The organism is Neomesorhizobium albiziae, from assembly GCF_900114255.1.
Taxonomy (GTDB): domain Bacteria; phylum Pseudomonadota; class Alphaproteobacteria; order Rhizobiales; family Rhizobiaceae; genus Neomesorhizobium; species Neomesorhizobium albiziae.
Genome location: NZ_FOSL01000005.1, coordinates 213,923 through 236,673 on the forward strand (window position 1 = coordinate 213,923; position 22,751 = coordinate 236,673).

The window sequence follows — 22,751 nt, forward strand, 5'->3', positions numbered from 1 at the left end:
AGTACGCTGCCGCGTTGCATCATTCCGGCACCTTCACGCTGAGCTCGATCGAAGCATACCAGGCAGCCACGTTGGAGATGTCCTCGTCCGACAAGCCTTTGGCCACGACCGACATCATTTCGTTTTCGCGTTTTCCGGTGCGGAATGCTTTCAATTGCGTCTGCAGGTAGATATCGCTCTCGCCAGCGAGATGCGGCGCCACCGGCATCTTGGCGATGCCGTCGATGCCATGGCAGACTTGACATTTTGCGCGAGCCACAGCGCGGCCTGCCTTGGCGTCCGCCGCATGGGACGGAGCCTGAGAGGCCAGTATGGTTGCGGCTGCAGCCAGAAAAAGGCTCGGTTTTCTCATGATTTCCAATCCGACAGGAATGGCCCCGGCCGGAAATCGGCCGGAGCCCGGGAGCTTCGTGCTGGTCAGCTACCGTAGGAAATACGGTACACCGCGCCGACCAGATCGTCGGAGACGAGGATAGAGCCGTCGCGAAGTGGCGCGACATCGACAGGGCGACCGAAATATTCACCATTGGCGTCGAGCCAGCCTTCGGCGAACACTTCGCTTGCGCCGGCGCTTCCGTCCTCATTGACCGGGGTGAACATGACGCGTGCGCCGATCGGCGTCGTGCGGTTCCACGAGCCGTGCTGGGCCGAGAAAATGCCACCGCGATATTTTTCAGGGAATTGCTTGCCGGAATAAAACGTCATGCCGAGATCGGCGGCATGAGGCGCCATTTCGACAGCGGGCAAAACAGCATCCGCCGGTGGCTCCTGATCCTTGTATTCGTTGGTCCGAACCGTGCCGCCGCCGAAATAGGGGAAGCCGAAATTCTGTCCGGCGGCCGTCTGCCGGTTCAGTTCGCCGGGCGGCTGGTCGTCGCCCAGGCCATCGACCTGATTGTCGGTGAACCAGAGGTCGCCATTTTTGGGATTGAAGTCGTGGCCAACCGAATTGCGGACGCCGGTGGTAAAGACTTCGCGGCCGGAGCCGTCCTGGCCGATCCGGATGATGCCGGAAATGCCCTTTTCCTTGTAGAGGTCGAGCTTTTCAGGTGGCGGCACGTTGAACGGCTGGCCGAGCGAAATATAGAGCTTGCCGTCAGGACCGACGCGGCAGACGCGCGCCGTATGGTTGTAGCTTTCTTCGTCCACCGGGATGAGCTCGCCCTGCTTCACCACGTTGAAGGCGGCGACATCCGGTCCTTCGTAGAAGAACTCGGCCGCCGGGAATGACAGGACCCGGTTCTGCTCGGCGACATAGAGTACGCCTTCAGGCGAGAAACAGGGACCGTTCGGAACGGTGAATTCGATCGACGGCGCAAAATCCTTCACCTCGTCGGCGACACGGTCCTTGTCGCGGTCGGTAACGGCCCAGATCTTGGTCTTGCGCGTTCCGACGAATGTCACGATGCCTTGCGTGCCGACGGCCATGTGGCGGGCATCGGGCACGATCGCATAGAGGTCGATCTTGAAACCTTCCGGCAGCTTGATCTTGGCCAGCGTTGCCTTGATCGCCTCCGCCTTTTGGCCGCCCTGTTCGATGACGGTGAAATCGGTGGTTCCGGTCTTCTTGAAGGCGGAGAGTTTTTCCAGATTGGTCTGCGCATGAACGGTGGTCGCGGCGCTTGCCATCAACGCCGCCAACAGAACTGCCTTGTTTCGCATTTTTTCCTCCCGGGTGCCCCCAGGCGTGGAAGCCTAACACCACGCTTGGCGTGCCGGGAAGTTGGCTAGGGCCTGGAATCTCTCCGACGATAGTAGGAGAAGCTCATACTGGTGCGCCGGCCAACAATTGAGCCTCACCATTGGAAAACGACCAATCTTCCCGCTGCGACATGCTGATGACGACCATCACATCCTCCTTGCGCAGGCCAGGCTTTTCGGCAAGCAACTCGACCAGCCGCTTGTAGAACGCCTGCTTGGTAGCCGTCGTACGCGGCCGGCCGGCGCTGATGGCAATGACAAGGAAATCGTCTGAGCGCGGGCCGCCGAGATAATGACGGTCGAAAATCAGCCGGCCCGGCTCCAGTTCGTGGAACGCCTGGAACTTGTCGGTTGGCGGCACCTCGAAAGCATCGACCAGCGCCTGGTGGATGCTGTCGGAAACGGCCGCAATGTATTCATCCGACTTACCTTTGAGGAGTGTGACGCGTGCGAACGGCATTTTCCTGGTCCTTTGTTGATGCCCCGGTTGGGCTTGACAGAAAGACCATAGACCCACACCATAATCCTGAAAATTAGGAAGTTTTGTACATATTGTTCCAGAAAACAGGATGATTGCTGTGAGCCGGATTAATTTCGACCTTGATGTGCTGCGCAGTTTTGTCACCGGGGTCGAACTCGGCAGCTTTGCCCAGGCTGCGGATCGGCTTGGCCGGTCGACCTCGGCAGTGAGCGCCCAGTTGCGCAAGCTGGAAGAGCAGGCTGGCGCTGCCGTTTTCCGCAAGTCGGGCCGCGGCCTGGCGCTGACGGAAGCTGGCGAGACCATGCTCTCTTACGCCCGCCGGCTGATCGATCTCAACGACGAGGCGGCGGTTGCAATGCGTGGCGTCGATCTGGAAGGCTGGGTAAGACTCGGAATGCCGGAAGACTTCGGCGAAGCAGTATTGCCCGACATTCTCGGGCGCTTCGTTCGCGCCCATCCGAAAGTGCGTATCGAAGCGCGGGTGGCACGCAACGCCGAACTGCTGAGCCAGGCGGCCGAAAACCGGCTCGATCTGGCGCTTGTGTGGAACGATGGCAGCAACGCCACGCGCGGCGACGCGGTCTCGGACGTGCAATTGCGCTGGATCGGCCCGGCGACCGCGCATGACATCTGGCAGCCAGGACGCGGCGAGCCGTTGCCGCTGGTGGTTTTCGAAGCGCCTTGCATCGTACGCTCGGCGGCGACGGCAGTGCTCGACCGGGCCGGCATTCCATGGCGCGTCGTTTTCACCAGCCCCAGTCTTGGCGGTCTTTGGGCGGCGGTTTCGGCCGGACTCGGCTATACGATCCGCACCGGCATCGGCCTTCCATCGGGTGTTCGCGCCATGGGCGGGGGCGAGGCGGGATTGCCCGCACTGCCGTCGCTTTCGCTGTCACTGCACCGGACGGGCGTCGACAAAGGTTCGCCGGCTGATCGGCTGGCCGAAATCGTGTTGCAGGAGGTCAGGGCTGTCACGACAGCCATGCCGCTGGCGGCATAGCTGTCCGCGCTTCAGGCAGCCTTGCTTTTCAGCTCTGCGATCTCTGCCACGCCTGGTCGGTGGCCGCGCAGATAGAGCGCGCAGGTGGTTCGCAGCATCGAAGCAAAATTCGGTATTTCGCCATTGATCTCAATAGCTTCGTCGTAAAGCTTCGAGATGAACTTTGGCGTCGTCAGATCCTGCCCCTGGGCGATTTCGTCAAGCAGCGTCCAGAACGTCGTTTCAAGCTGGATGCTGGTCGAGTGTCCGCCGATGCGGATTGACCGGTTGACCTGCCGATAGCCCTCCGGGTCCTGCCCGGCAAATACCCTGCACATGCGAATCTCTCCCGTTCTTGTTGGTCTTGGGCGGGATTGGCCGCCTGCCGTCGTTTGCCCGGCAGTTTCCGCCGAACTGGCGGTTACGGCAATCGGACTTTCGTCCTTGGTAGGCGCCAATTTTCAGTCCGTGGTAACCGGCTGCCACCCGTTTGCCGACCAATGGCCCATAATCGGCGTCGATCGAAACGTTGCGACGAACCGGAGATTCCATTTGGCGAAAGCAATCCATTCGATGATCAGGGTTCTCGACGAGGACCGTTCAGTCAGTTTCTACAAGACCGCTTTCGGCCTCGACATCGCCGACCGGCTGGATTTCGACACGTTCACGCTCGTTTACCTGCGCAACCCCGATGCGGACTTCGAGGTCGAGCTGACGATCAACAAGGGCAGGGCGGAGCCCTATGCGCTTGGCGACGGCTATGGCCACGTCGCCTTTGCAGTTGACGATCTCGACGCCGAGCACAAGCGTTTCGAGGCGTCGGGCCTCAGCCCCCGAAAAATAGTCGAATTCAACAAGGACGGCGGGCTGCTTGCCCGCTTCTTCTTTGTTGCCGACCCCGATGGTTACCAGATCGAGGTGCTGCAGCGGCACGGCCGCTACCGATGAGGACGGCCGCCGGGAGGGCGGTCCCAGCCAGCCAATCGCGCCCGCGGGCGCCACCAGCAAGCAAGGGAGGAAAACATGGTCACACTCTACGAAGCAAAGCCCGGGCTCTCGCGCCGCGAGCTCTTGCGTCGCGGCACCGCTATTGGCGCCGGCGCACTGCTCGTCATCAGCGGCAGCGCGGTCATCAGCCCGCAACAAGCCTGGGGGCTTGAAACCACAGCGCTGAAGCCTGAAACGATGGCGACGCTCATCCAGATGGCGCGTGACGTCTATCCACACGACCAGATTCCCGACCGGTTCTACGCAATCGCGGTGAAGAGCCATGACGAACTGGCCGCCAAGGACGCCGCGCACAAGGACCTGATCGAGAAGGGCATTGCAGACCTCGACCAGAAGGCCGGCGACGGCGGTTATGCCGGCCTTGGCTGGGAAGAGGAGCGGGTGAAGCTGCTTACCCAGATCGAGGACACACCGTTCTTCCAGGCGGTGCGCGGAGGTCTCGTCGTCGGGCTCTACAACCAGAAGGAGGTCTGGCCGCTGTTCGGCTACGAGGGCGAATCCTATTCGAAGGGCGGCTACATGTCGCGCGGCTTCGACGACATCGAGTGGCTCTGAACGCCGCTCCCGGAACTTCATGGCCTTTGGGAGGAAACCATGGCTGCACAATATGATCTCAACGACGATCATGTGGTCGTCATCATCGGTTCGGGAGCCGGCGGCGGCACGCTCGGCAACGAACTCGCGCAGAAGGGCATCGACGTTGTCATTCTGGAAGCCGGCCCGCGCATCGAATACGAGGATTTCATCAACGACGAGTGGGCTTCGTTCTCCCAGCTCGCCTGGCTCGACAACCGCACCACTGGCGGCGGCTGGCGTGTTTCAAAAGACTTTCCCAACCTGCCGGCGTGGATAGTCAAGGCTGTCGGCGGCACAACCACCCATTGGGCCGGGGCCTCGCTGCGCTTCCAGGAACATGAGTTCAAGACGCTGACCCATTACGGCAAGGTCGAGGGCGCCAGCCTGCTCGACTGGCCGATCACGCTCGCCGACCTCGAACCCTATTACGACAAGGCCGAGGACAAGATGGGCGTGACCCGCACGCATGGCATCGAAGGCCTGCCCGGCAACAACAATTTCAAGGTGTTCAAGGCGGGCGCCGACAAGCTCGGCTACAAGGAATGCCACACCGGCAACATGGCCATCAACTCGGGCGAACGCGACGGCCGCATGGGTTGCCAGCAGACCGGGTTCTGTTTCCAGGGCTGCAAATGGGGCGCCAAATGGTCGACGCTCTATGCCGAGATCCCCAAGGGCGAGGCGACTGGCAAGCTGGAGGTGAGGCCGAACAGCCATGCGGTGAAGATCGAGCATGACGCCTCGGGCAAGATCACCGCCGTCGTCTATGCCGACAAGGACGGCAAGCTGCAGAGCCAGAAGGCGCGTCTTGTCTGTGTCGCGTGCAATTCGATCGAGAGTCCGCGGCTGCTTTTGAATTCGGCCTCGTCCATGTTCCCCGACGGATTGGCGAATTCTTCCGGCCAGGTCGGCAAGAACTACATGCGCCACACCACCGGTTCGGTCTACGCAATCTTCGACAAGCCGGTGCATTTCTATCGCGGCACCACCATGGCCGGCATCATCCGCGACGAGGCCAAACACGATCCGGGTCGCGGTTTCGTCGGCGGTTACGAGCTGGAAACCCTGGCGCTCGGCATTCCGTTCATGGCGGCCTTCCTCAATCCCGGCGGCTGGGGCCGCGGCTTCACCACCGCGCTCGACCACTACGACAGCATGGCCGGCATGTGGATCGTCGGCGAGGACATGCCGCAGGAACAGAACGCCGTGAAGCTCCATGCCGAACTGAAGGACAAGCATGGCATGCCGATCCCGGATGTCTGGTTCACGGACCATCCGAACGACATCGCCATGCGCAACCACGCCTACAAGCAGGGGATAGCGCTATACGATGCGGTCGGCGCGACGCGCAGCTTCCCCACGCCGCCCTATCCGTCGACCCACAATCTCGGCACCAACCGGATGAGCGAGAAGGCGGCCGACGGGGTCGTCAACAAGTTCGGGCAGACGCATGACGTCAAGAACCTGTTCATCTCCGACGGCAGCCAATTCACCACCGGCGGCGCAGAAAACCCGACGCTGACCATCGTCACGCTGGCCATCCGCCAGGCCGACTACGTCGCCAAGGAAATGGCGGCTGGTACTATCTGATACCGTCGATACAGGTCGAAGGCAGGCCGGCGCGGAACGCTTTTATGCCTTCGCGCCGGTTTCGTATGACGCGATGGCGCTGCGACGCCAGCCATGGACTTCCCGCGAGAAGCTTCTAATCATGTCGGTATCTGACGTTTCGCCGGGATGAAGAAATGCTGCGCATCGAGCAGTTCAAGATCGACGACATCTACGTCCCGGCAGCACGCCGCAAGACGCTGCATCCCGAAACGGTGCGCAAGCTCGCCGAGGACATTCTCGAAAACGGCCTGAAGTCGCCGATCATGGTCCGCCATGACGGTAAGCGACCTATTCTCGTCGAAGGTCTGCACCGGCTGGAGGCTTGCAAATGGCTGGGCGAAACGACAATTGCCGGCTATCTCGTTCAGGCACGCCGGCACTGATCTTGCTCAGACGGGCGGCATGTTCATGACGATCGCGCCGAGGACCGAAAGGCCGATCAGCGTGAAGTGGGTCAGTTGCATGCCTTCCTGGCGGATGTGATAAGCGAACCAGCCGCCGCCCAGAAGCATGATGAAACACATGAACGCCAGCGCTGACAGCGCCAGGTTGGCGCGCGCCACTGCTTCGCCGACATCCGCGCCTGCAAACAGGGCGCCGCCCAGCCCGAAGACGGCGTACCAGAACAACACGGCCGCAGCGCCCTCGATAAGCGTGACGAAGCTGTAGACCAGAAGATGCAGGATCGGCTTATCCGTGCGCCGGGACAGCAGGGGATGCTGGATGGCCGGCGGTTGCTCGAACATCTGCATGTTCATGAGGCGGCCGATTGCGGCGACGCCAGCCCCGAACGCCATCACATTGTTGAAGAAGCCGAGCGTCAGCCACAGCGCAAGGCCACCGGCAAGGACGAATTTGAACAGGAGGAGCGAGGCCGCGACAGTCATTGACGTCTCCATTGGATGGCTGCGGGTTTGCATCGAAGGGCAGGGATTGTCCAGATGACGATTGACGGCGATCGTTTGTGACATCGGAGTATGTGTGCACAACAATGATATCGATCTTGATATATGAGCCATTGCGCATGTAAGACTGCCTGCGGGGAGTTGAGTCACCGGTCTCGGGCGCAACAAATCAGATTCCAGGCATCGTGCAGGCTTCGGCCTCGCGCAAGCGTGCGGACTTAGAAGCAGAGGTGTTCGTACAGGTTCCAGCGGTTTGGTCTGATGGGGGGAGCCAATGCTGCATTACGTCGAAGACACATCCAAACGCCGCTTGACGGATCGGGCCGAAATCCTGACCGCCGTTGGCATTCTCAGGAAGCGGGGTTGTCCCACCGATGAGATGATCGGTGAGATAACCAAGGTCTTTTATGTCGACCTCGACGAGTTCAACGAAGTCTTGAAATCGGACAACGCCTTCCGTTCGATTTCCCTTTGAATTAAATTCTCGTTCGGATCGGAACGGATTTCCGACCTTTGCCGTCAATCATCGGGGCCCAGACAAGGATTTCTGGGGGTCGCGATGATTTTTCCAAGCAATGTCGTTGCAGTTCCGGCGGCCGCCGTGAGAGCGGGCGATACCGGTGTTTTCCGGTTTCGCACGGCGCGCTGCCGAGGCGAGTGCCGAGCATGCGCGCATAGTCGAGTGGGCGGCCCGTATCCGACAAGCCGATACTGCCGTCGCGTGGCTGATCGCCCGGCCGGGACTGCGCCCGCCTCAGGTTTCCTATCCGACCGCCGTTGCCGCCTATCGCGAAACCGCGGAAGTGCTGAAGGTATTGTAAGCCGGCAAACAGCCGCGCTTGCGCAAAATCTTCGGATGGCATTCGCTCTGTTGCCATCATCCCCGATTTTTTTGGTGGATTGAAACAAAAGCGTTGTCGGATTGTCACATACCGCCGATACTCCCGTCTGCGGAATTCACTCTTTCGCCAACGAAAAACGGGAGAAAACCATGAAACATCAGGTAATTGCCGCCGGTTTTGCGGCCAGCGTCGCACTTCTTTCCACGACTTCCGCCTTCGCCGTCACCGAAATTTCCTGGTGGCATGCCATGACCGGCGCCAACAATGAAGTCGTCGAAACACTTTCGAAGGAATTCAACGAGAGCCAGAGTGAATTCAAGATCACCCCGGTGTTCAAGGGAACCTATCCCGAGACGCTGAATGCCGGCATCGCTGCTTTCCGTGCCAAGCAACCGCCGACGATCATGCAGGTGTTCGATGCGGGTACCGGCGTCATGATGGCCGCGGAGGGCGCTATCAAGCCGGCTGCGGACGTGCTTTCGATGGGTGGCACGGCTTTCGACAAGAACCAGTACCTGCCGGGTATCGTGGCCTATTATTCGAAGCCCGACGGCACCATGCTTTCCTTCCCGTACAATTCGTCGTCGCCGATCCTCTACTACAACAAGGACATCTTCGCGAAGGCCGGACTGGACGTCGACAATCCTCCGAAGACCTGGAACGAGGTCTGGGAGGCGGCGAAGAAGATCAAGTCCAGCGGTGCAGCGCCTTGCGGCTTCACTTCAACCTGGCTGACCTGGATTCACACCGAAAACTTCGCTGCCTGGAACAACTACCAATGGGGCACGCAGGAAAACGGCATTGCCGGCCCGAATGTCGAGCTGAAGATCAATGCCAAGCCTTTCGTCGACCATTTCCAGGCGCTGGCCGATCTGGCCAAGGACGGCACCTTCAAATATGGCGGCCGTACGTCTGAGGCCAAGCAGATCTTCCTTGCCGGCGAATGCGGCATCTTCAGCGAATCCTCCGGTGGCCTGGGCGATATCGTCAAGTCGGGCATGAACTACGGAACCGGCATGCTGCCCTATGACACCGAGCCGCAGAACACCATTCCCGGCGGCGCGTCGCTGTGGGTGTTCGCCGGCAAGTCCGACGAGGAATACAAGGGCGTGGCTGCGTTCTTCAACTTCCTGTCGAAGACCGACATTCAGGCTCGGCTGCACCAGGTTTCCGGCTACCTGCCGGTGACGCTGGCGGCTTACGAGAAGACCAAGGCCGACGGCTTCTACGAGAAAAATCCTGCGCGCGAGATCCCGATCAAGCAGATGCTGGGCAAGGCGCCGACCGAAAACTCGAAGGGTGTGCGCCTGGCGAACCTGCCGCAGGTCCGCGACATCATGAACGAGGAGTTCGAGAAGATGCTGGCCGGCGAGCAGACCGCCCAGCAGGCGCTCGACAATGCCGTTTCGCGCGGCAATGCGGCGATCAAGGAAGCGACGAACTGAGCGCCGGCTTTACCCTCCCCCTTGTGGGAGGGTCGAGACGCCTAGCGTCTCGGGGTGGGGGTGGTCCCTTGTCGTCTATGGCGGCGCTTCACCCCCACCCCGCCTCGCAATTTCCGCTTTGCTTCAATTGCTCATCGACCCTCCCCACAAGGGGGAGGGTAAGGAACTCGGCACTTGACCCCACGCGTTGTCTTTCCCAACAAGATCCTGCCCTACCTGCTGGTTGCGCCGCAGCTGGCGATAACGCTCGTCTTTTTCTATTGGCCCGCCAGCCAGGCGCTCTATCAGTCGATGTTGAAGGAAGACCCGTTCGGGCTGAAGTCGCAGTTCGTCTGGTTCGCAAATTTCGCCAAAGTGCTGTCGGACCCGAACTACCTGAATTCGATCAGGGTGACGGCCATTTTTTCCGTTTCCACCGCCGCCGTCTCGATGATCGCTGCACTTCTGCTGGCTGTGATGGCGGACAAAGTGGTGCGCAGCAGGGGACTCTACCGCACGCTGATGATCTGGCCCTATGCCGTGGCGCCTGCGATCGCGGGCATGCTTTGGCTGTTCCTGTTCAACCCTTCGATCGGCAGCCTGGCCTATCTCCTGCGCCAGATGGGCATAGCCTGGGACCCGCTTCTCAAGGGCGACCAGGCGATGGTTCTCGTCGTCATGGCCGCCGCCTGGAAGCAGATCAGCTACAATTTCCTGTTCTTCGTCGCAGGACTGCAAGCGATCCCGAAAACGCTGATCGAGGCAGCGGCAATCGACGGTGCGCGCGAGATGAAACGTTTCTGGACAATCGTCTTCCCGCTGCTGGCGCCGACCACCTTCTTCCTTTTGGTCGTCAACACCGTCTACGCCTTCTTCGACACGTTCGGCATCATCCACGCAGTCACCGGCGGCGGACCGGGCAAATCGACCGAAACCCTGGTCTACAAGGTCTACAATGACGGCTTCGTCAATCTCATCCTGGGCGACTCGGCCGCGCAGTCGGTAATCCTGATGATCATCGTGATCGCGCTGACTGCCGTGCAGTTCCGCTATGTGGAGAGGAAGGTGCACTATGGCTGACACGGTGCAAGCAACAGCGCCCAGTCGAGGACACGACAAGCTGATGATCGGCCAGTCGGCGGTTAGCATCTACACGGCCCACGCCATCCTGATCCTCGGCATCGTCGTCGTGGCGTTTCCGATCTACTACACCTTCGTTGCATCCACCCACACGCTGCAGACCATCCTGCGGCCGCCGCTGCCGATGTTGCCGGGCGGGCATTTCATTGAAAACTATTCGGAGGCGCTGTTCGGCGGCGTCGGACGCATCGGCGGCGTCCCGGTCTCGACGCTGCTCTGGAACACCACGATCGTGGCGTTCGGCATCGCTATCGGCAAGATCGTCATCTCGATCCTGTCGGCCTATGCGATCGTCTTCTTCCGCTTCCCGTTCCGCATGTTCTTCTTCTGGCTGATCTTCATCACGCTGATGCTGCCGGTCGAGGTGCGTATCCTGCCGACCTACAAGGTGATGGTCGATCTCGGCCTGATCGATACCTATACCGGGCTGATCGTGCCGCTGATCGCTTCGGCCACCGCGACGCTGCTGTTTCGCCAGTTCTTTCTGACCATCCCGGGTGAACTGGTCGAGGCAGCAAGGGTCGACGGGGCAGGGCCATACCGCTTCTTCAAGGATATCCTGCTGCCCTTGTCGCGCACCAACATCGCCGCACTCTTCGTCATTCTCTTCATCTACGGCTGGGCGCAATATCTTTGGCCGCTGCTGGTGACCAACCGCAACGACATGAACACCATCGTCATTGCGCTGAAGAAGATGGTGTCCTTCGCCGATGCCGACACCGAATGGCATCTGGTGATGGTGACCTCGATGCTGGCCATCCTGCCGCCGATCCTGGTCGTGGTTTTCATGCAGCGCTGGTTTGTGCGCGGCCTCGTCGATACGGAGAAATGACAAGCAATGGCTGTTGTAGACCTGAAGGACGTCAAGAAAGTCTACCCCGGCGGCGTCGAGGCTGTGAAAGGCGTTTCCATAGCCATTCCCGACAAGGCGCTGTGCGTGCTGGTGGGACCGTCGGGATGCGGGAAGTCGACGCTGCTGCGCATGATCGCAGGGCTGGAGACGATCTCCGCGGGCTCCTGTGCGATTGACGGTAAGGTGGTCAACCAGATCGGCCCGACCGAGCGCGACATCGCCATGGTTTTCCAGAACTACGCGCTTTATCCGCACATGAAGGTCTACGACAACATGGCCTACGGCCTGCGCAACCGCGGCACGCCCAAGGATGAGATCGACAGGCGTGTGCAGGCGACGGCGAAAACGCTCGAGCTCTCGCATCTTCTGGAGCGGCGGCCGCGCGAACTCTCCGGCGGCCAGCGCCAGCGTGTCGCGATGGGCCGCGCCATCGTGCGCAATCCGAAAGTCTTCCTGTTCGACGAGCCGCTTTCCAACCTGGACGCCAAGTTGCGCGGCCAGATGCGGGTCGAGATCAAGAAGCTGCAGCGTGAGCTTGGCGTCACCTCCGTCTATGTCACCCACGACCAGCTGGAGGCAATGACGCTTGCCGACGTGCTGGTGGTGATGAATGGCGGACTGGTGGAACAGCTTGGCGACCCGCTCGACATCTACGAAAAGCCGGCCTCGACCTTCGTCGCCTCCTTCATCGGCGCGCCGCCGATGAACCTCCTGTCGCTGACTGACGGCGCTTTGCTTGCCGATGGCACTGCCATCACCGCAACCGCGCCGGCAGGCGCCGCTCAACTCGGTTTTCGCCCGGAAGACGCCGATGTCGCCATCGGTGCCGTGGCATCCGTCAACGGCATCTCATTGCCGGCTGTCGTGGAGGGCGTCGAGCCCGTCGGCGCCGAGAGTTTTCTCTACTGCGCGGCCGGCGGCCAGAAGATCGTCGTGCGGGTATCGGGCCGTTCGGCCGCCAATCCCGGCGATGCATTGAAAGTGGTGGCCAAGCCGGAAAAGCTGCACTGGTTCGACAGCAGCGGCAAGCGGCTGGGTTAACCCTCGCATCGCGGCGGGCTCTCCGGCCGCTCTGTGTTTCCGCAGTAAGCGCGGCCAAAGGTGGCCATGGGGCCGCCGCACAATATGGAGTGGAGATCGTGCGCGGTCTTCCTCACTTTGCCGCAATTCATGCTAATAGGACGCAGGGACAATCTTCTTGCCGCATTCGCGGCATCTTCCGACACGAGGGGAATCCATGCTGAAGAGACTAGCCGTCGCCCTGGTGGCCACCACCATGCTCGCCGCCTGCACCACTGACCCGTATACGGGCCAGCAGAAAGTATCGAACACCGCTGGCGGCGCAGCACTTGGCGCTGGCCTTGGCGCGCTCGCCGGCCTCGCGGTCGGCGGCAGCAGCAACGCCCAGCGCAACGCCGTGCTGATCGGCGCCGGCATCGGCGCGCTCACCGGCGGCGCCATCGGCGCCACCATGGACCGCAACGAGGCCGAACTGCGCGCCCAGCTCCAGGGAACCGGCGTCAGCGTCACCCGCACCGGCAACCAGATCATCCTCAACATGCCGTCGGACATCACGTTTGCCACCGACCAGGACGCGGTGAAGGCCGGCTTCTACCCGACGCTGAATTCCGTCGCGCTGGTGCTGAAGAAATTCAACCAGACCGTCGTTGACGTCTACGGCCACACCGATTCGACGGGCAGCGAGCAGCACAATTTCGACCTGTCGCAGCGCCGCGCCATTTCGGTCGCCAATTACCTCGCCGGACAGGGCGTCGACTCCCGCCGCTTCGCCGTTACCGGCTTCGGCGAGACACGACCGATCGCCGACAATGCGACGGCTGCCGGCCGTGCCCAGAACCGCCGCGTCGAGATCCAGCTTTCGCCGCTGACCTGACCGGCGTCAGCCCCGCTCCAGGGCGGCGGCGATCTTCGCCGCCAGCCGGGCATTGTTTTCGACCAGCGCGATGTTGGTCTTGAGGCTGGCGCCCTCGGTTATTTCCAGCAGCTTGCCGAGCAGGAACGGCGTCACCGCCTTGCCGGAGATGCCTTCCTTCTCGCCGGCCTTCTGGGCCGCGGCGATGTAGCCCGCCATCACCGAAGCCGGTATCTCGTCCTTCTCCGGCACTGGGTTGGCGACCAGCATGCCGCCGCCGAGACCAAGAGACGCGCGCGTCCTGAAAAATCCCGCGATCCGCTCCGCATCGTCGAGCCTGAGCGGCGCCTTGTGCGGCGACGTGCGCGACCAGAAGGCCGGCATCACGTCGGAGCCGTAGGCGACCACCGGCACGCCGCGCGTCTCCAGCACTTCCAGGGTCTTCTCGATGTCGAGGATCGCCTTGGCGCCGGCTGAAACCACGATCACCGGCGTACGCGCCAGTTCGTCGAGATCGGCGGAGATGTCGAAGCTCTTTTCGGCGCCCTTGTGCACGCCGCCGATGCCGCCGGTCGCGAAAACCTTGATGCCGGCCATGTGCGCGGCGATCATCGTTGCCGCGACCGTGGTGCCGCCAGTGCGTTTTTCCGCCACCGCGAAGCCGAGATCGGCGCGCGACAGCTTCATCGCGCCGGTCGTCTTCGCCAGCCTTTCACGCTCTTCGTCCGAAAGCCCGATCTTCAACCGGCCGTCCACCACCGCAATCGTGGCGGGCACGGCGCCGCCGTCGGTGATGATCTTTTCGACATTCATCGCCATCGCAGCGTTGTCGGGGTAGGGCATGCCGTGGGTGATGATCGTGCTTTCCAGGGCAACCACCGGTCGGCCCACGGCAAGCGCTTCGGCGACAGGCGCGTGGATATCTGTGAAGGGGCGGGCGGTTTCGGGTGTCATGTCGGTCTCCGGAAGGTCGCGCTGCTCATGCCATTTCCGTGGCGTGCGGCACAAGGGCAAGGGCGGCAGTGAATTCCCGGGCAGAAAAATCCGCCACGGCGGCCGGGCTTTCCACAGTCAGCATCGCGGCAGCCAATCCTTCCCGCAACGCTTCGCGCAGCGCAAAACCTTTCATCAGGGCGGCGATCGTCGCGCCGGCCAGCGCGTCGCCCGCACCGGTGACGTCGGCAATTCTGCGGGCGCGCGGCGGCACGATTGAAAAGATGGCCTCCCGGTCGAACCCGATCACCGCTTCGCCGCCCGCCGTGATCACGCCTTGCGCCAGCCCCTTGTCGCGCAGGCTTGCCACCATTTTGGCTGTCCCGGCTTCCCCGATGCCGGCCAGCCGCAGCGCCTCGTGCCGGTTCATGAACAGGCACGAAATATGCCCGAGCAACCCCGCCAGGCGCACCGCCTTGGCCGGCGATATGGCGATGGCAAACACCGGCTTGCCGGCTGCAACCGCCATCAGCTTGGCAAGGCCGGCTTCAGGCAGGTTTGCATCGCAAAGTATGGCATCCGCGCTCGCGGCTGCTTCGCGGACCTTCGCGCGGCCAGGCTGCTTCGCGAAGGCCAGTTCGTAGAGCCCCATGTCCGCCAGCCCGGCGATCAGGTCTCCGTCGCGGTCGAGCAGGGCGGTGTAGCTGGGGGTAGAACGGTCGAGGAAGACCACGGAAAGGTCCTCGATGCCGGCCCGGGCGATGGCGCGGGCGACATTGTCGCCGGCCGCATCGCCGCCGCGCACCGAAAGCAGCGATGCGCTGACGCCATGTTTCATCGCATTGCGCAGCGCATTGAACACCACGCCGCCGACTTCTTCGCTCAGCACGCCGGGATTGGATGTGCCGGGCACATACGCGCCCGAAACCTGGCCGCGTCGGTCGATATGGGCGCCGCCGACGGCGAAGAGGTGGTTTGAGGTCATGGGGGAGCAATCCAATGCGCGATTTCGGAACGGACAATATGGGGCGGCCTGCACACCTGCAATCGGCGGACTGCCGAATCGGCAGGCTGTTTCCTGCCGCCAACCCGGTGCTGGTTCCAATTCAGTCTATTTCCAGGGGATCGAAACAAAAATGGAACGTATCGGGATTATATAATCAAAACCGATGCTTAGAGCCTCTTGCCAAATTAGAACAAAACAGGTACATAATAAACAAGACACCGGATTGTCCGGCCTTCATTGACGACCACGGGGTGATGTATCATGGCTCAGAACTCATTGCGGCTTGTAGAGGATAATTCGGTGGACAAGACAAAGGCGCTCGACGCCGCGCTTTCGCAGATCGAACGCGCTTTCGGCAAGGGCTCGATCATGCGGCTCGGCGCTAACGAGCAGGTGGTGGAGATCGGCACGGTATCCACGGGTTCGCTCGGCCTCGACATCGCGCTTGGCGTCGGCGGCCTGCCGCGCGGCCGCATCATCGAAATCTACGGGCCGGAAAGCTCGGGCAAGACGACGATGGCGCTGCATACGGTTGCCGAAGCGCAGAAGAAGGGCGGCATCTGCGCCTTCGTCGACGCCGAACACGCGCTCGATCCCGTTTATGCCCGCAAGCTCGGGGTTGATCTGGAGAACCTGCTGATCTCGCAGCCGGACACCGGGGAACAGGCGCTGGAGATTTGCGACACGCTGGTCCGCTCCGGCGCTATCGACGTTCTGGTTGTCGATTCGGTCGCGGCGCTGACGCCGCGCGCCGAAATCGAGGGCGAGATGGGTGATTCCTTGCCGGGCCTCCAGGCCCGCCTGATGAGCCAGGCGCTGCGCAAGCTCACCGCGTCCATTTCGCGTTCCAACACGATGGTCATCTTCATCAACCAGATCCGCATGAAGATCGGCGTCATGTTCGGATCGCCGGAGACGACGACCGGCGGCAACGCGCTGAAGTTTTATGCGTCGGTGCGTCTCGACATTCGCCGCATCGGCTCGGTCAAGGACCGCGAAGAGGTGGTCGGCAACCAGACCCGCGTCAAGGTGGTCAAGAACAAGCTGGCGCCTCCCTTCAAGGTGGTCGAATTCGACATCATGTATGGCGAAGGCGTCTCGAAGACGGGCGAACTCGTCGACCTCGGGGTCAAGGCCGGCGTGGTCGAGAAGTCGGGCGCCTGGTTCTCCTACAATTCGCAGCGCCTCGGCCAGGGCCGCGAGAACGCCAAGCTGTTCCTGCGCGATAATCCCGAACTGGCGCGCGAAATCGAACTGACGCTGCGGCAGAATGCCGGACTGATCGCTGAGAAATTCCTGGAGAACGGCGGCCCGGGCGAAATCGAGGACGATGCCGCCGAGATGTAAGAGGATTCCTTCCCCTGCAATACCGACCGCCGGCTTCACGCCGGCGGTTTTGTTTTGGCGCTGCAGATTGGGTTTCCTAGGGCATGTCGCCCGAAAGTGTCCTCGGTTTCGGGAGAAACGACATGCACAAACAAGAAGCTACAACGTGACCGCCGAATCCCATTCGACGGTCACGTTGTAGTCGTCCGGTGTTTCTGGACAGGGCAGGGTGCTGACGATAAAAGGCCATGTCCATTTTCGCCCCGCTAAATAAGGCAGGGTTCTCACAAAGGCATCAGCATGAGCGGCGTCAACGAAATCCGGTCGGCATTTCTCGACTACTTCAAGAAGAACGGCCACGAGATCGTCGCCTCGAGCCCGCTGGTACCGCGCAACGATCCGACCTTGATGTTCACCAACGCCGGCATGGTGCAGTTCAAGAACGTCTTCACCGGGCTGGAGAAGCGGCCCTATTCGCGTGCCGCGACCGCGCAGAAGAGCGTGCGCGCCGGCGGCAAGCACAACGACCTCGACAATGTCGGTTATACCGCGCGCCATCTCACCTTCTTCGAGATGCTCGGCAATTTTTCCTTCGGAGACTATTTCAAGGAGCGCGCGATCGAGCTTGCCTGGAACCTGATCACCAAGGAATTCGGCCTGCCGAAGGACAAGCTGCTGGTCACCGTCTACCACACGGACGACGAGGCAGCCGGCTACTGGAAGAAGATCGCCGGCTTTTCGGACGATCGCATCATCCGCATCGCGACCTCGGACAATTTCTGGGCGATGGGCGACACCGGCCCCTGCGGCCCGTGCTCGGAAATCTTCATCGACCGAGGCGAACATATCTGGGGCGGCCCTCCGGGAACACCGGAAGAAGACGGCGACCGCTTCCTCGAATTCTGGAACCTGGTGTTCATGCAGTATGAGCAGGTGACGAAGGAGGAGCGCATCGATCTGCCGCGCCCGTCGATCGACACCGGCATGGGGCTGGAACGCATGGCGTCCATCCTGCAGGGAGTGGAGAGCGTCTTCGAAACCGATCTGTTCCGACACCTGATCGAAGTGGCGTCTTCCGCCCTCGGGCGCGGTCCCGACGCGGACAACGTCGGATCCTATCGCGTCATCGCGGATCATCTGCGCTCAGCGTCCTTCCTCGTGGCTGATGGCGTCCTGCCGTCCAATGAGGGCCGCGGCTACGTGTTGCGCCGCATCATGCGCCGCGCCATGCGCCATGGGCAGCTTCTTGGCGCCTCCGAGCCGCTGATGTGGAAGCTGGTGCCCGCGCTGGTGCGCGAGATGGGCCAGGCCTATCCCGAATTGGTGCGCGGAGAGCCGCTGATTACCGAGACGCTGAAGCTTGAGGAAACGCGCTTCCGCAAGACGCTGGCGCGCGGCCTCGGCCTGCTTTCCGAAGCCACCGACAAGCTCGGCGCTGGCGACATGCTGGACGGCGAAACGGCGTTCAAACTTTACGACACCTATGGCTTCCCGCTCGACCTGACGCAGGATGCGCTGCGCCAGCGCAACATCTCGGTCAATCTCGACGGCTTCAACGACGCCATGCAGCGGCAGAAAGCCGAGGCGCGCAAGAGCTGGGCCGGTTCCGGCGAGGCAGCCACCGAGACGGTCTGGTTCGGGATCAAGGAAAAGGTCGGCGCCACCGACTTCCTCGGTTACGAGACCGAGCAGGCCGAAGGCATGGTGCTGACCTTGGTCAAGGACGGCAAGGAGATCGCAGAGGCGAAGGCCGGCGACGAAGTGGCCGTTGTCGTCAACCAGACGCCCTTCTACGGCGAATCCGGCGGCCAGATGGGCGACACCGGAAATCTCTCCGGCGAAGGGTTTGCCATCGACATCACCGACACGCAGAAAAAGGGCGACGGTGTATTCGTGCATCTCGGCAAGGTCGCCAAGGGTACGGTAAAGCCCGGCGCGGCTGTCGAGATGAAGGTCGACCACGCCCGCCGCTCGCGGCTGCGCTCCAACCATTCGGCAACACACCTCATCCACGAGGCGCTGCGCGAGGTTCTGGGAACGCATGTCGCGCAGAAGGGTTCGCTGGTCGCGCCGGAGCGCCTGCGCTTCGACATCTCGCACAACAAGCCGGTTTCCGCCGACGAGCTCGAGCAGGTCGAAAGGATGGCCAATGAGATCGTCGTCCAGAACAGCCCGGTCACGACACGGCTGATGTCGGTCGACGATGCGATTGCGGAAGGCGCGATGGCGCTGTTCGGCGAAAAATATGGCGACGAGGTGCGCGTCGTGTCGATGGGCATGGGCCTGCATGGCGCCAGGGCCAACCGGCCCTATTCGGTTGAGTTGTGCGGCGGCACGCATGTGACGTCGACCGGCGACATCGGCCTGATCCGCATCGTCTCAGACGGCGCGGTGGCGGCGGGCGTCCGGCGTATCGAGGCGCTCACCGGTGAAGCGGCGCGCCGCCACCTCGATGAGCAGGACCGGCGTCTCAAGGCGGTTGCCGCTGCGCTGAAAGTGTCGCCGGCGGATGTCCTGACCCGTGTCGAAACGCTTGTCGACGAGCGCCGCAAGCTGGAACGTGAACTGGCCGACGCGCGCAAGAAACTTGCGCTGGGTGGCGGCGCCGCAGCCGGTGCTTCCGGCGGCGCGGCTGAAACGGTCGCCGGGGTCGGTTTCCTCGGCAGGAGCGTTTCCGGCGTGTCGCCGAAGGACCTGAAGCCGCTGGCGGACGAGGGCAAGAGCTCGCTCGGTTCAGGTGTCGTCGTGTTTGTTGGTGCGGGCGAAGACAACAAGGCAAGTGTCGTTGTTGCCGTCACCGACGACCTGACCGGCCGTTACAGCGCCGTCGATCTCGTGCGCGTGGCGTCGGCTGCCCTTGGCGGCCAGGGCGGCGGCGGCCGTCCGGATATGGCGCAGGCAGGCGGCCCCGATGCGTCGAAGGCCGACGAAGCGATCGCCGCGGTAAAGGCCGCGATGGCGGGCTGATTTTCAGCCTGCGGGTGGCTGCCAGGGCACGCAAAACGCGCGCCCTGGTCGCGACCACGCGAAATGGCGGAAGCCATCGGCATCGATGCCGGTCACTTCGGTGAAGCCGGCTGCGCGGAGCAAATTTTCGCTGGCCAGGTTGCCGTCTTCCACACCTGCGAAGAATTCGACGACATCGCTGAACAGAGGCGCTGCCAGCAAGGCGCCTATGGTCGAGGTGCCGAAGCCGCGTCGCCGTGCGCTTGGCGCAGTGATGTTTGCAAAGCTTGCCCGGCCGTCGGCGTAACGTTCGACATCGGCGAGGCCGACCGGTGTATCGCCATGCACCGCAAGCAGCACGTGGCGGTTGTCGTTTCCATCTGCGAGCTTCAACGCCGCTGCGGGCCAGCTTCGGCCGCCCAGCCAGCGGCGTGTATCCGCATCGTCGAACCAGGGCAAGACAGCCGTCAGCTCTGTCTTGCCCAATGGCCTCAATGTGATAGCCGGGTTGCTCAGGCCATCGCCTTCTTCAGGTTCTCGTCGATCTTGTCGAGGAAGCCGGTGGTCGACAGCCACGGCTGGTCGGCGCCGATCAGCAGCGCAAGGTCCTTGGTCATGTAGCCGCTCTCCACCGTCTGGATGCAGACCTTCTCCAGCGTGTCGGCGAACTTTTTCAGTTCGGCGTTGTCGTCGAGCTTGGCGCGATGCGCCAGGCCGCGCGTCCAGGCGAAGATCGAGGCGATCGAGTTGGTCGAGGTTTCTTCGCCCTTCTGGTGCTGGCGATAATGGCGTGTCACCGTGCCGTGGGCCGCCTCCGCCTCGACGGTCTGGCCGTCCGGCGTCATCAGCACCGAGGTCATCAGGCCGAGCGAGCCGAAGCCCTGGGCGACCGTATCGGACTGGACGTCGCCGTCGTAGTTCTTGCAGGCCCAGACATAACCGCCCGACCACTTCAGGCTGGAAGCGACCATGTCGTCGATCAGGCGATGCTCGTACCAGATCTTCTTTTCCTTGAACGCCGCCTCGAACTCCTTCTCGTAGACTTCCTGGAAGATGTCCTTGAAGCGGCCGTCATAGGCCTTGAGGATGGTGTTCTTGGTCGACAGGTAGACGGGGTAGCCGCGCAGGATGCCGTAGTTCAGCGAGGCGCGCGCGAATTCGCGGATCGAATCGTCGAGATTGTACATGGCCATCGCGACGCCGGAGGACGGCGCGTCGAAGACGTCGTGTTCGATCGTCTTGCCGTCTTCGCCGACGAACTTGATCGTCAGCTTGCCCTTGCCGGGGAAACGGAAGTCGGTTGCCCTGTACTGGTCGCCGAAGGCATGGCGGCCGACGATGATCGGCTTGGTCCAGCCCGGCACCAGCCGCGGCACGTTCTTCATGATGATCGGCTCGCGGAAAATGGTGCCGCCCAGGATGTTGCGGATGGTGCCGTTGGGCGACTTCCACATCTTCTTCAGCGAGAACTCCTCGACGCGCTGTTCGTCCGGCGTGATCGTAGCGCATTTGACGCCGACGCCGTATTTCTTGATCGCATTGGCGGCGTCGATCGTCACCTGGTCGTCGGTCGCGTCGCGGTGCTCGATGCCGAGGTCGTAATATTTGAGGTCGATGTCGAGATAAGGGTGGATCAGCTTTTCCTTGATGAACTGCCAGATGATCCGGGTCATCTCGTCGCCGTCGAGCTCGACAACCGGATTTTTCACCTTGATCTTCGCCATAGGAAATGCCTCGTTTTCTGGGGTGCGGGACGGACTATCCCGGAAAGGTTTGCGTCAGGGGCCGCGGCCCCTATAGCACTGTGTACCGTAGAGGCAAAGCCTTGGCGGCGGCGGATTCCTCGGAGCGAAAAGATGTCTGACGGAGACTGCGAAATGCGCTTCGGTTTTCATGCCGCGGGAGGGATCGAGCTGCATTTTGCTGCCGCCGGCAACCCGGCCAAACCGCTGGTCATCTGCCTGTATGGCTTTCCCGAATACTGGGCCGCCTGGCGCGAGGTGATGAGGGCGCTGGCCCGCGATTATCATGTGGTGGCGCCGGACCTTCGCGGCTTCAACCTTTCATCGAAACCGGAGGGTATCGAGGCCTATCGCGCAAAACATCTGGTCGCGGATATCGCCGCATTGGCAGATCACCTTTCGCCCGGCCGGCCGTTCGTGCTCGCCGGCCACGATTGGGGCGCGTCGATCGCCTATGCCTATGCGTTCGCCCATCCCGAACGGCTGACGCATCTCGTCATTGCCAATGGCGTGCATCCCGTGTGTTTCCAGCGCGCCATTTTCAGGGATGCTGCGCAACGCAGCGCGAGCCAGTACATCAACCGCCTGCGCGCCCCAGACGCCGACGTGCTGATGTCTGAGGACCGTTTTCGGCGCACGCTCAGGATGATCGCCGGGTTTTCGAAGACGGATTGGATGACGCCTGAGAGCGAAGCCGGCTATCTGGAAGCGTGGGGCCGGCCGGGCGCGATGACTGCGATGCTAAACTGGTATCGCGCTTCGCCGATCGTCGTTCCGGCGCCTGGCGAGGCGGCGGGCGATTCATTCCTGCTGTCATTGCCGGATGAAGCGGTCGCCATCCGCATGCCGCATCTGGTGGTCTGGGGCGAGGCGGACGAGGCCTTGCTGCCTGTCTGTCTCGACGGCCTGGACCGCTACGCACCGGAGCTTGCGATCCGCAGGATCGCTGGCGCCGGCCACTGGATATTGCACGAAAAACCGGCCGAAGTGGCCGATGCGATCAGGCTTTTTATCACCGGGCGCTGATCATTTCTTCTTCTTTGGCGGCATCGGCCCGACATAGGTGGATGCCATGGCGATCCATTCCCTCAAGGCCTTGTCGTCCAGCGCTTCCGGTCCGACAAGCACAAAACCCTTCATGTCGCGGCCAGTGAAGTTCATGCGCGCCGCGCCGGGCTTGGTCAGTGCGGCCGCTTCCTGCTCGTCGCCGACCCGCGCCAGCAGCTTGCCGTCTTTCATCGTGCCGACAAGCATGTTGCCGTTGAGCATGAAGCAGATGCCGCCGAACATGCGGATTTCGCCGATGTTGGGATCGTCGCCTATTTCGGCTCGAATGCGGTCGGGCAGGTCGTCGGTCATATCAGCTTCTTTGCCAAAGCTTCATTTTCCCGGTGGAATATGTCAG

At 62.0% G+C, this 22,751-nt stretch carries 25 protein-coding genes; 15 read left to right on the forward strand and 10 right to left on the reverse strand.

Going from position 1 to position 22,751, the window contains the following annotated elements; genetic code table 11:
* Positions 1 to 19: 19 nt before the first annotated feature.
* The 3 genes from F3H98_RS11280 to F3H98_RS11290 form a co-directional block, all read right to left on the reverse strand.
* On the reverse strand, positions 20 to 352 hold the full coding sequence (locus F3H98_RS11280; RefSeq protein ID WP_149760235.1) for a c-type cytochrome: 333 nt from the start codon (positions 350 to 352) through the stop codon (positions 20 to 22).
* 65 nt (positions 353 to 417) lie between these two features.
* Positions 418 to 1,662, reverse strand: coding sequence for a PQQ-dependent sugar dehydrogenase (locus tag F3H98_RS11285; protein WP_149760236.1), 1,245 nt, complete (start codon positions 1,660 to 1,662; stop codon positions 418 to 420).
* Positions 1,663 to 1,765: 103 nt separating this feature from the next.
* Positions 1,766 to 2,161 carry a tautomerase family protein gene (locus F3H98_RS11290; protein WP_149760237.1) on the reverse strand — a complete coding sequence of 132 codons (396 nt, stop codon included), beginning with the start codon at positions 2,159 to 2,161 and terminating at the stop codon, positions 1,766 to 1,768.
* A 118-nt stretch (positions 2,162 to 2,279) separates the two neighbouring features.
* On the opposite strand from F3H98_RS11290, the gene F3H98_RS11295 reads away from it, so the two are divergent.
* A complete protein-coding gene (locus F3H98_RS11295) occupies positions 2,280 to 3,182 on the forward strand; it encodes a LysR substrate-binding domain-containing protein (RefSeq protein ID WP_149760238.1) in 903 nt (300 codons plus the stop codon).
* Between the two features lie 11 nt (positions 3,183 to 3,193).
* Here F3H98_RS11295 and F3H98_RS11300 read toward each other — a convergent pair whose 3' ends face one another.
* Entirely contained in the window at positions 3,194 to 3,499 is a 306-nt protein-coding gene (locus F3H98_RS11300; RefSeq protein WP_149760239.1) for a ribbon-helix-helix domain-containing protein, read from the reverse strand.
* Between the two features lie 214 nt (positions 3,500 to 3,713).
* Here F3H98_RS11300 and F3H98_RS11305 point away from each other — a divergent pair, with 214 nt between their 5' ends.
* The 4 genes from F3H98_RS11305 (at position 3,714) to F3H98_RS11320 (ending at position 6,739) form a co-directional block, all read left to right on the forward strand.
* A complete protein-coding gene (locus F3H98_RS11305; RefSeq protein ID WP_149760240.1) occupies positions 3,714 to 4,109 on the forward strand; it encodes a VOC family protein in 396 nt (131 codons plus the stop codon).
* Between the two features lie 75 nt (positions 4,110 to 4,184).
* Entirely contained in the window at positions 4,185 to 4,724 is a 540-nt protein-coding gene (locus F3H98_RS11310) for a gluconate 2-dehydrogenase subunit 3 family protein (RefSeq protein ID WP_149760241.1), read from the forward strand.
* Between the two features lie 39 nt (positions 4,725 to 4,763).
* Positions 4,764 to 6,335, forward strand: coding sequence for a GMC family oxidoreductase (locus tag F3H98_RS11315; RefSeq protein WP_149760242.1), 1,572 nt, complete (start codon positions 4,764 to 4,766; stop codon positions 6,333 to 6,335).
* A 155-nt stretch (positions 6,336 to 6,490) separates the two neighbouring features.
* Positions 6,491 to 6,739 carry a ParB N-terminal domain-containing protein gene (locus F3H98_RS11320; RefSeq protein WP_149760243.1) on the forward strand — a complete coding sequence of 83 codons (249 nt, stop codon included), beginning with the start codon at positions 6,491 to 6,493 and terminating at the stop codon, positions 6,737 to 6,739.
* A gap of 6 nt (positions 6,740 to 6,745) precedes the next feature.
* Here the strand turns inward: F3H98_RS11320 and F3H98_RS11325 are convergent, their stop codons facing one another.
* A complete protein-coding gene (locus F3H98_RS11325; RefSeq protein WP_188130394.1) occupies positions 6,746 to 7,243 on the reverse strand; it encodes a DUF2165 family protein in 498 nt (165 codons plus the stop codon).
* Positions 7,244 to 7,535: 292 nt separating this feature from the next.
* Between F3H98_RS11325 and F3H98_RS11330 the strand changes: the two genes are divergently transcribed.
* From F3H98_RS11330 to F3H98_RS11360, 7 genes are all read left to right on the forward strand, one after another.
* Positions 7,536 to 7,736, forward strand: coding sequence for a hypothetical protein (locus F3H98_RS11330; protein ID WP_149760245.1), 201 nt, complete (start codon positions 7,536 to 7,538; stop codon positions 7,734 to 7,736).
* A 145-nt stretch (positions 7,737 to 7,881) separates the two neighbouring features.
* Positions 7,882 to 8,082 (forward strand): hypothetical protein, encoded by a 201-nt coding sequence (locus tag F3H98_RS11335; protein ID WP_149760246.1) that lies wholly within the window; start codon positions 7,882 to 7,884, stop codon positions 8,080 to 8,082.
* Between the two features lie 170 nt (positions 8,083 to 8,252).
* On the forward strand, positions 8,253 to 9,548 hold the full coding sequence (ugpB, locus tag F3H98_RS11340; RefSeq protein ID WP_149760247.1) for a sn-glycerol-3-phosphate ABC transporter substrate-binding protein UgpB: 1,296 nt from the start codon (positions 8,253 to 8,255) through the stop codon (positions 9,546 to 9,548).
* 174 nt (positions 9,549 to 9,722) lie between these two features.
* On the forward strand, positions 9,723 to 10,607 hold the full coding sequence (ugpA, locus tag F3H98_RS11345; RefSeq protein WP_149760248.1) for a sn-glycerol-3-phosphate ABC transporter permease UgpA: 885 nt from the start codon (positions 9,723 to 9,725) through the stop codon (positions 10,605 to 10,607).
* Between the two features lie 43 nt (positions 10,608 to 10,650).
* Entirely contained in the window at positions 10,651 to 11,499 is an 849-nt protein-coding gene (ugpE, locus tag F3H98_RS11350; RefSeq protein ID WP_149760352.1) for a sn-glycerol-3-phosphate ABC transporter permease UgpE, read from the forward strand.
* A gap of 6 nt (positions 11,500 to 11,505) precedes the next feature.
* Positions 11,506 to 12,561 (forward strand): sn-glycerol-3-phosphate import ATP-binding protein UgpC, encoded by a 1,056-nt coding sequence (locus F3H98_RS11355; RefSeq protein ID WP_149760249.1) that lies wholly within the window; start codon positions 11,506 to 11,508, stop codon positions 12,559 to 12,561.
* Between the two features lie 196 nt (positions 12,562 to 12,757).
* Positions 12,758 to 13,414: a YiaD family glycine zipper/OmpA-like lipoprotein gene (locus tag F3H98_RS11360; protein ID WP_188130395.1), complete on the forward strand. Its 657-nt coding sequence runs from the start codon at positions 12,758 to 12,760 to the stop codon at positions 13,412 to 13,414.
* 6 nt (positions 13,415 to 13,420) lie between these two features.
* Here F3H98_RS11360 and F3H98_RS11365 read toward each other — a convergent pair whose 3' ends face one another.
* Entirely contained in the window at positions 13,421 to 14,347 is a 927-nt protein-coding gene (locus F3H98_RS11365; protein WP_149760250.1) for a pseudouridine-5'-phosphate glycosidase, read from the reverse strand.
* A gap of 25 nt (positions 14,348 to 14,372) precedes the next feature.
* Positions 14,373 to 15,311, reverse strand: coding sequence for a carbohydrate kinase family protein (locus tag F3H98_RS11370; RefSeq protein WP_149760251.1), 939 nt, complete (start codon positions 15,309 to 15,311; stop codon positions 14,373 to 14,375).
* Between the two features lie 282 nt (positions 15,312 to 15,593).
* On the opposite strand from F3H98_RS11370, the gene recA reads away from it, so the two are divergent.
* Positions 15,594 to 16,679 carry a recombinase RecA gene (gene recA, locus F3H98_RS11375; RefSeq protein ID WP_149760252.1) on the forward strand — a complete coding sequence of 362 codons (1,086 nt, stop codon included), beginning with the start codon at positions 15,594 to 15,596 and terminating at the stop codon, positions 16,677 to 16,679.
* Between the two features lie 279 nt (positions 16,680 to 16,958).
* The gene (gene alaS / locus F3H98_RS11380; RefSeq protein ID WP_149760253.1) at positions 16,959 to 19,625 is read left to right on the forward strand and encodes an alanine--tRNA ligase; all 2,667 of its coding nucleotides are present in this window, start codon (positions 16,959 to 16,961) and stop codon (positions 19,623 to 19,625) included.
* Between the two features lie 3 nt (positions 19,626 to 19,628).
* On the opposite strand, the gene F3H98_RS11385 is transcribed toward alaS, so the two are convergent.
* Together F3H98_RS11385 and F3H98_RS11390 are read right to left on the reverse strand one after the other, a co-directional pair.
* Complete coding sequence (locus F3H98_RS11385) at positions 19,629 to 20,180, reverse strand: GNAT family N-acetyltransferase (protein WP_149760254.1); 552 nt, start codon at positions 20,178 to 20,180, stop codon at positions 19,629 to 19,631.
* Entirely contained in the window at positions 20,117 to 21,328 is a 1,212-nt protein-coding gene (locus tag F3H98_RS11390) for an NADP-dependent isocitrate dehydrogenase (RefSeq protein WP_149760255.1), read from the reverse strand. Before F3H98_RS11390 ends, F3H98_RS11385 begins: the two co-directional genes overlap by 64 nt.
* Before the next feature lie 132 nt (positions 21,329 to 21,460).
* Between F3H98_RS11390 and F3H98_RS11395 the strand changes: the two genes are divergently transcribed.
* On the forward strand, positions 21,461 to 22,372 hold the full coding sequence (locus F3H98_RS11395; RefSeq protein WP_149760256.1) for an alpha/beta fold hydrolase: 912 nt from the start codon (positions 21,461 to 21,463) through the stop codon (positions 22,370 to 22,372).
* Here the strand turns inward: F3H98_RS11395 and F3H98_RS11400 are convergent, their stop codons facing one another.
* Positions 22,373 to 22,705 (reverse strand): TfoX/Sxy family protein, encoded by a 333-nt coding sequence (locus F3H98_RS11400; RefSeq protein ID WP_149760257.1) that lies wholly within the window; start codon positions 22,703 to 22,705, stop codon positions 22,373 to 22,375.
* Between the last annotated feature and the right edge of the window lie 46 nt (positions 22,706 to 22,751).

What these genes read in the sequence shown, in the direction of transcription:
- F3H98_RS11280 (WP_149760235.1), bottom strand. Translation starts at nt 352, where the DNA reads ATGAGAAAACCGAGCCTTTTTCTGGCTGCAGCCGCAACCATACTGGCC.
- F3H98_RS11285 (WP_149760236.1), bottom strand. Translation starts at nt 1,662, where the DNA reads ATGCGAAACAAGGCAGTTCTGTTGGCGGCGTTGATGGCAAGCGCCGCG.
- F3H98_RS11290 (WP_149760237.1), bottom strand. Translation starts at nt 2,161, where the DNA reads ATGCCGTTCGCACGCGTCACACTCCTCAAAGGTAAGTCGGATGAATAC.
- F3H98_RS11300 (WP_149760239.1), bottom strand. Translation starts at nt 3,499, where the DNA reads ATGTGCAGGGTATTTGCCGGGCAGGACCCGGAGGGCTATCGGCAGGTC.
- F3H98_RS11310 (WP_149760241.1), top strand. Translation starts at nt 4,185, where the DNA reads ATGGTCACACTCTACGAAGCAAAGCCCGGGCTCTCGCGCCGCGAGCTC.
- F3H98_RS11315 (WP_149760242.1), top strand. Translation starts at nt 4,764, where the DNA reads ATGGCTGCACAATATGATCTCAACGACGATCATGTGGTCGTCATCATC.
- F3H98_RS11320 (WP_149760243.1), top strand. Translation starts at nt 6,491, where the DNA reads ATGCTGCGCATCGAGCAGTTCAAGATCGACGACATCTACGTCCCGGCA.
- F3H98_RS11325 (WP_188130394.1), bottom strand. Translation starts at nt 7,243, where the DNA reads ATGACTGTCGCGGCCTCGCTCCTCCTGTTCAAATTCGTCCTTGCCGGT.
- F3H98_RS11330 (WP_149760245.1), top strand. Translation starts at nt 7,536, where the DNA reads ATGCTGCATTACGTCGAAGACACATCCAAACGCCGCTTGACGGATCGG.
- ugpB (WP_149760247.1), top strand. Translation starts at nt 8,253, where the DNA reads ATGAAACATCAGGTAATTGCCGCCGGTTTTGCGGCCAGCGTCGCACTT.
- ugpE (WP_149760352.1), top strand. Translation starts at nt 10,651, where the DNA reads ATGATCGGCCAGTCGGCGGTTAGCATCTACACGGCCCACGCCATCCTG.
- F3H98_RS11355 (WP_149760249.1), top strand. Translation starts at nt 11,506, where the DNA reads ATGGCTGTTGTAGACCTGAAGGACGTCAAGAAAGTCTACCCCGGCGGC.
- F3H98_RS11360 (WP_188130395.1), top strand. Translation starts at nt 12,758, where the DNA reads ATGCTGAAGAGACTAGCCGTCGCCCTGGTGGCCACCACCATGCTCGCC.
- F3H98_RS11365 (WP_149760250.1), bottom strand. Translation starts at nt 14,347, where the DNA reads ATGACACCCGAAACCGCCCGCCCCTTCACAGATATCCACGCGCCTGTC.
- F3H98_RS11370 (WP_149760251.1), bottom strand. Translation starts at nt 15,311, where the DNA reads ATGACCTCAAACCACCTCTTCGCCGTCGGCGGCGCCCATATCGACCGA.
- recA (WP_149760252.1), top strand. Translation starts at nt 15,594, where the DNA reads ATGGCTCAGAACTCATTGCGGCTTGTAGAGGATAATTCGGTGGACAAG.
- alaS (WP_149760253.1), top strand. Translation starts at nt 16,959, where the DNA reads ATGAGCGGCGTCAACGAAATCCGGTCGGCATTTCTCGACTACTTCAAG.
- F3H98_RS11390 (WP_149760255.1), bottom strand. Translation starts at nt 21,328, where the DNA reads ATGGCGAAGATCAAGGTGAAAAATCCGGTTGTCGAGCTCGACGGCGAC.
- F3H98_RS11395 (WP_149760256.1), top strand. Translation starts at nt 21,461, where the DNA reads ATGTCTGACGGAGACTGCGAAATGCGCTTCGGTTTTCATGCCGCGGGA.
- F3H98_RS11400 (WP_149760257.1), bottom strand. Translation starts at nt 22,705, where the DNA reads ATGACCGACGACCTGCCCGACCGCATTCGAGCCGAAATAGGCGACGAT.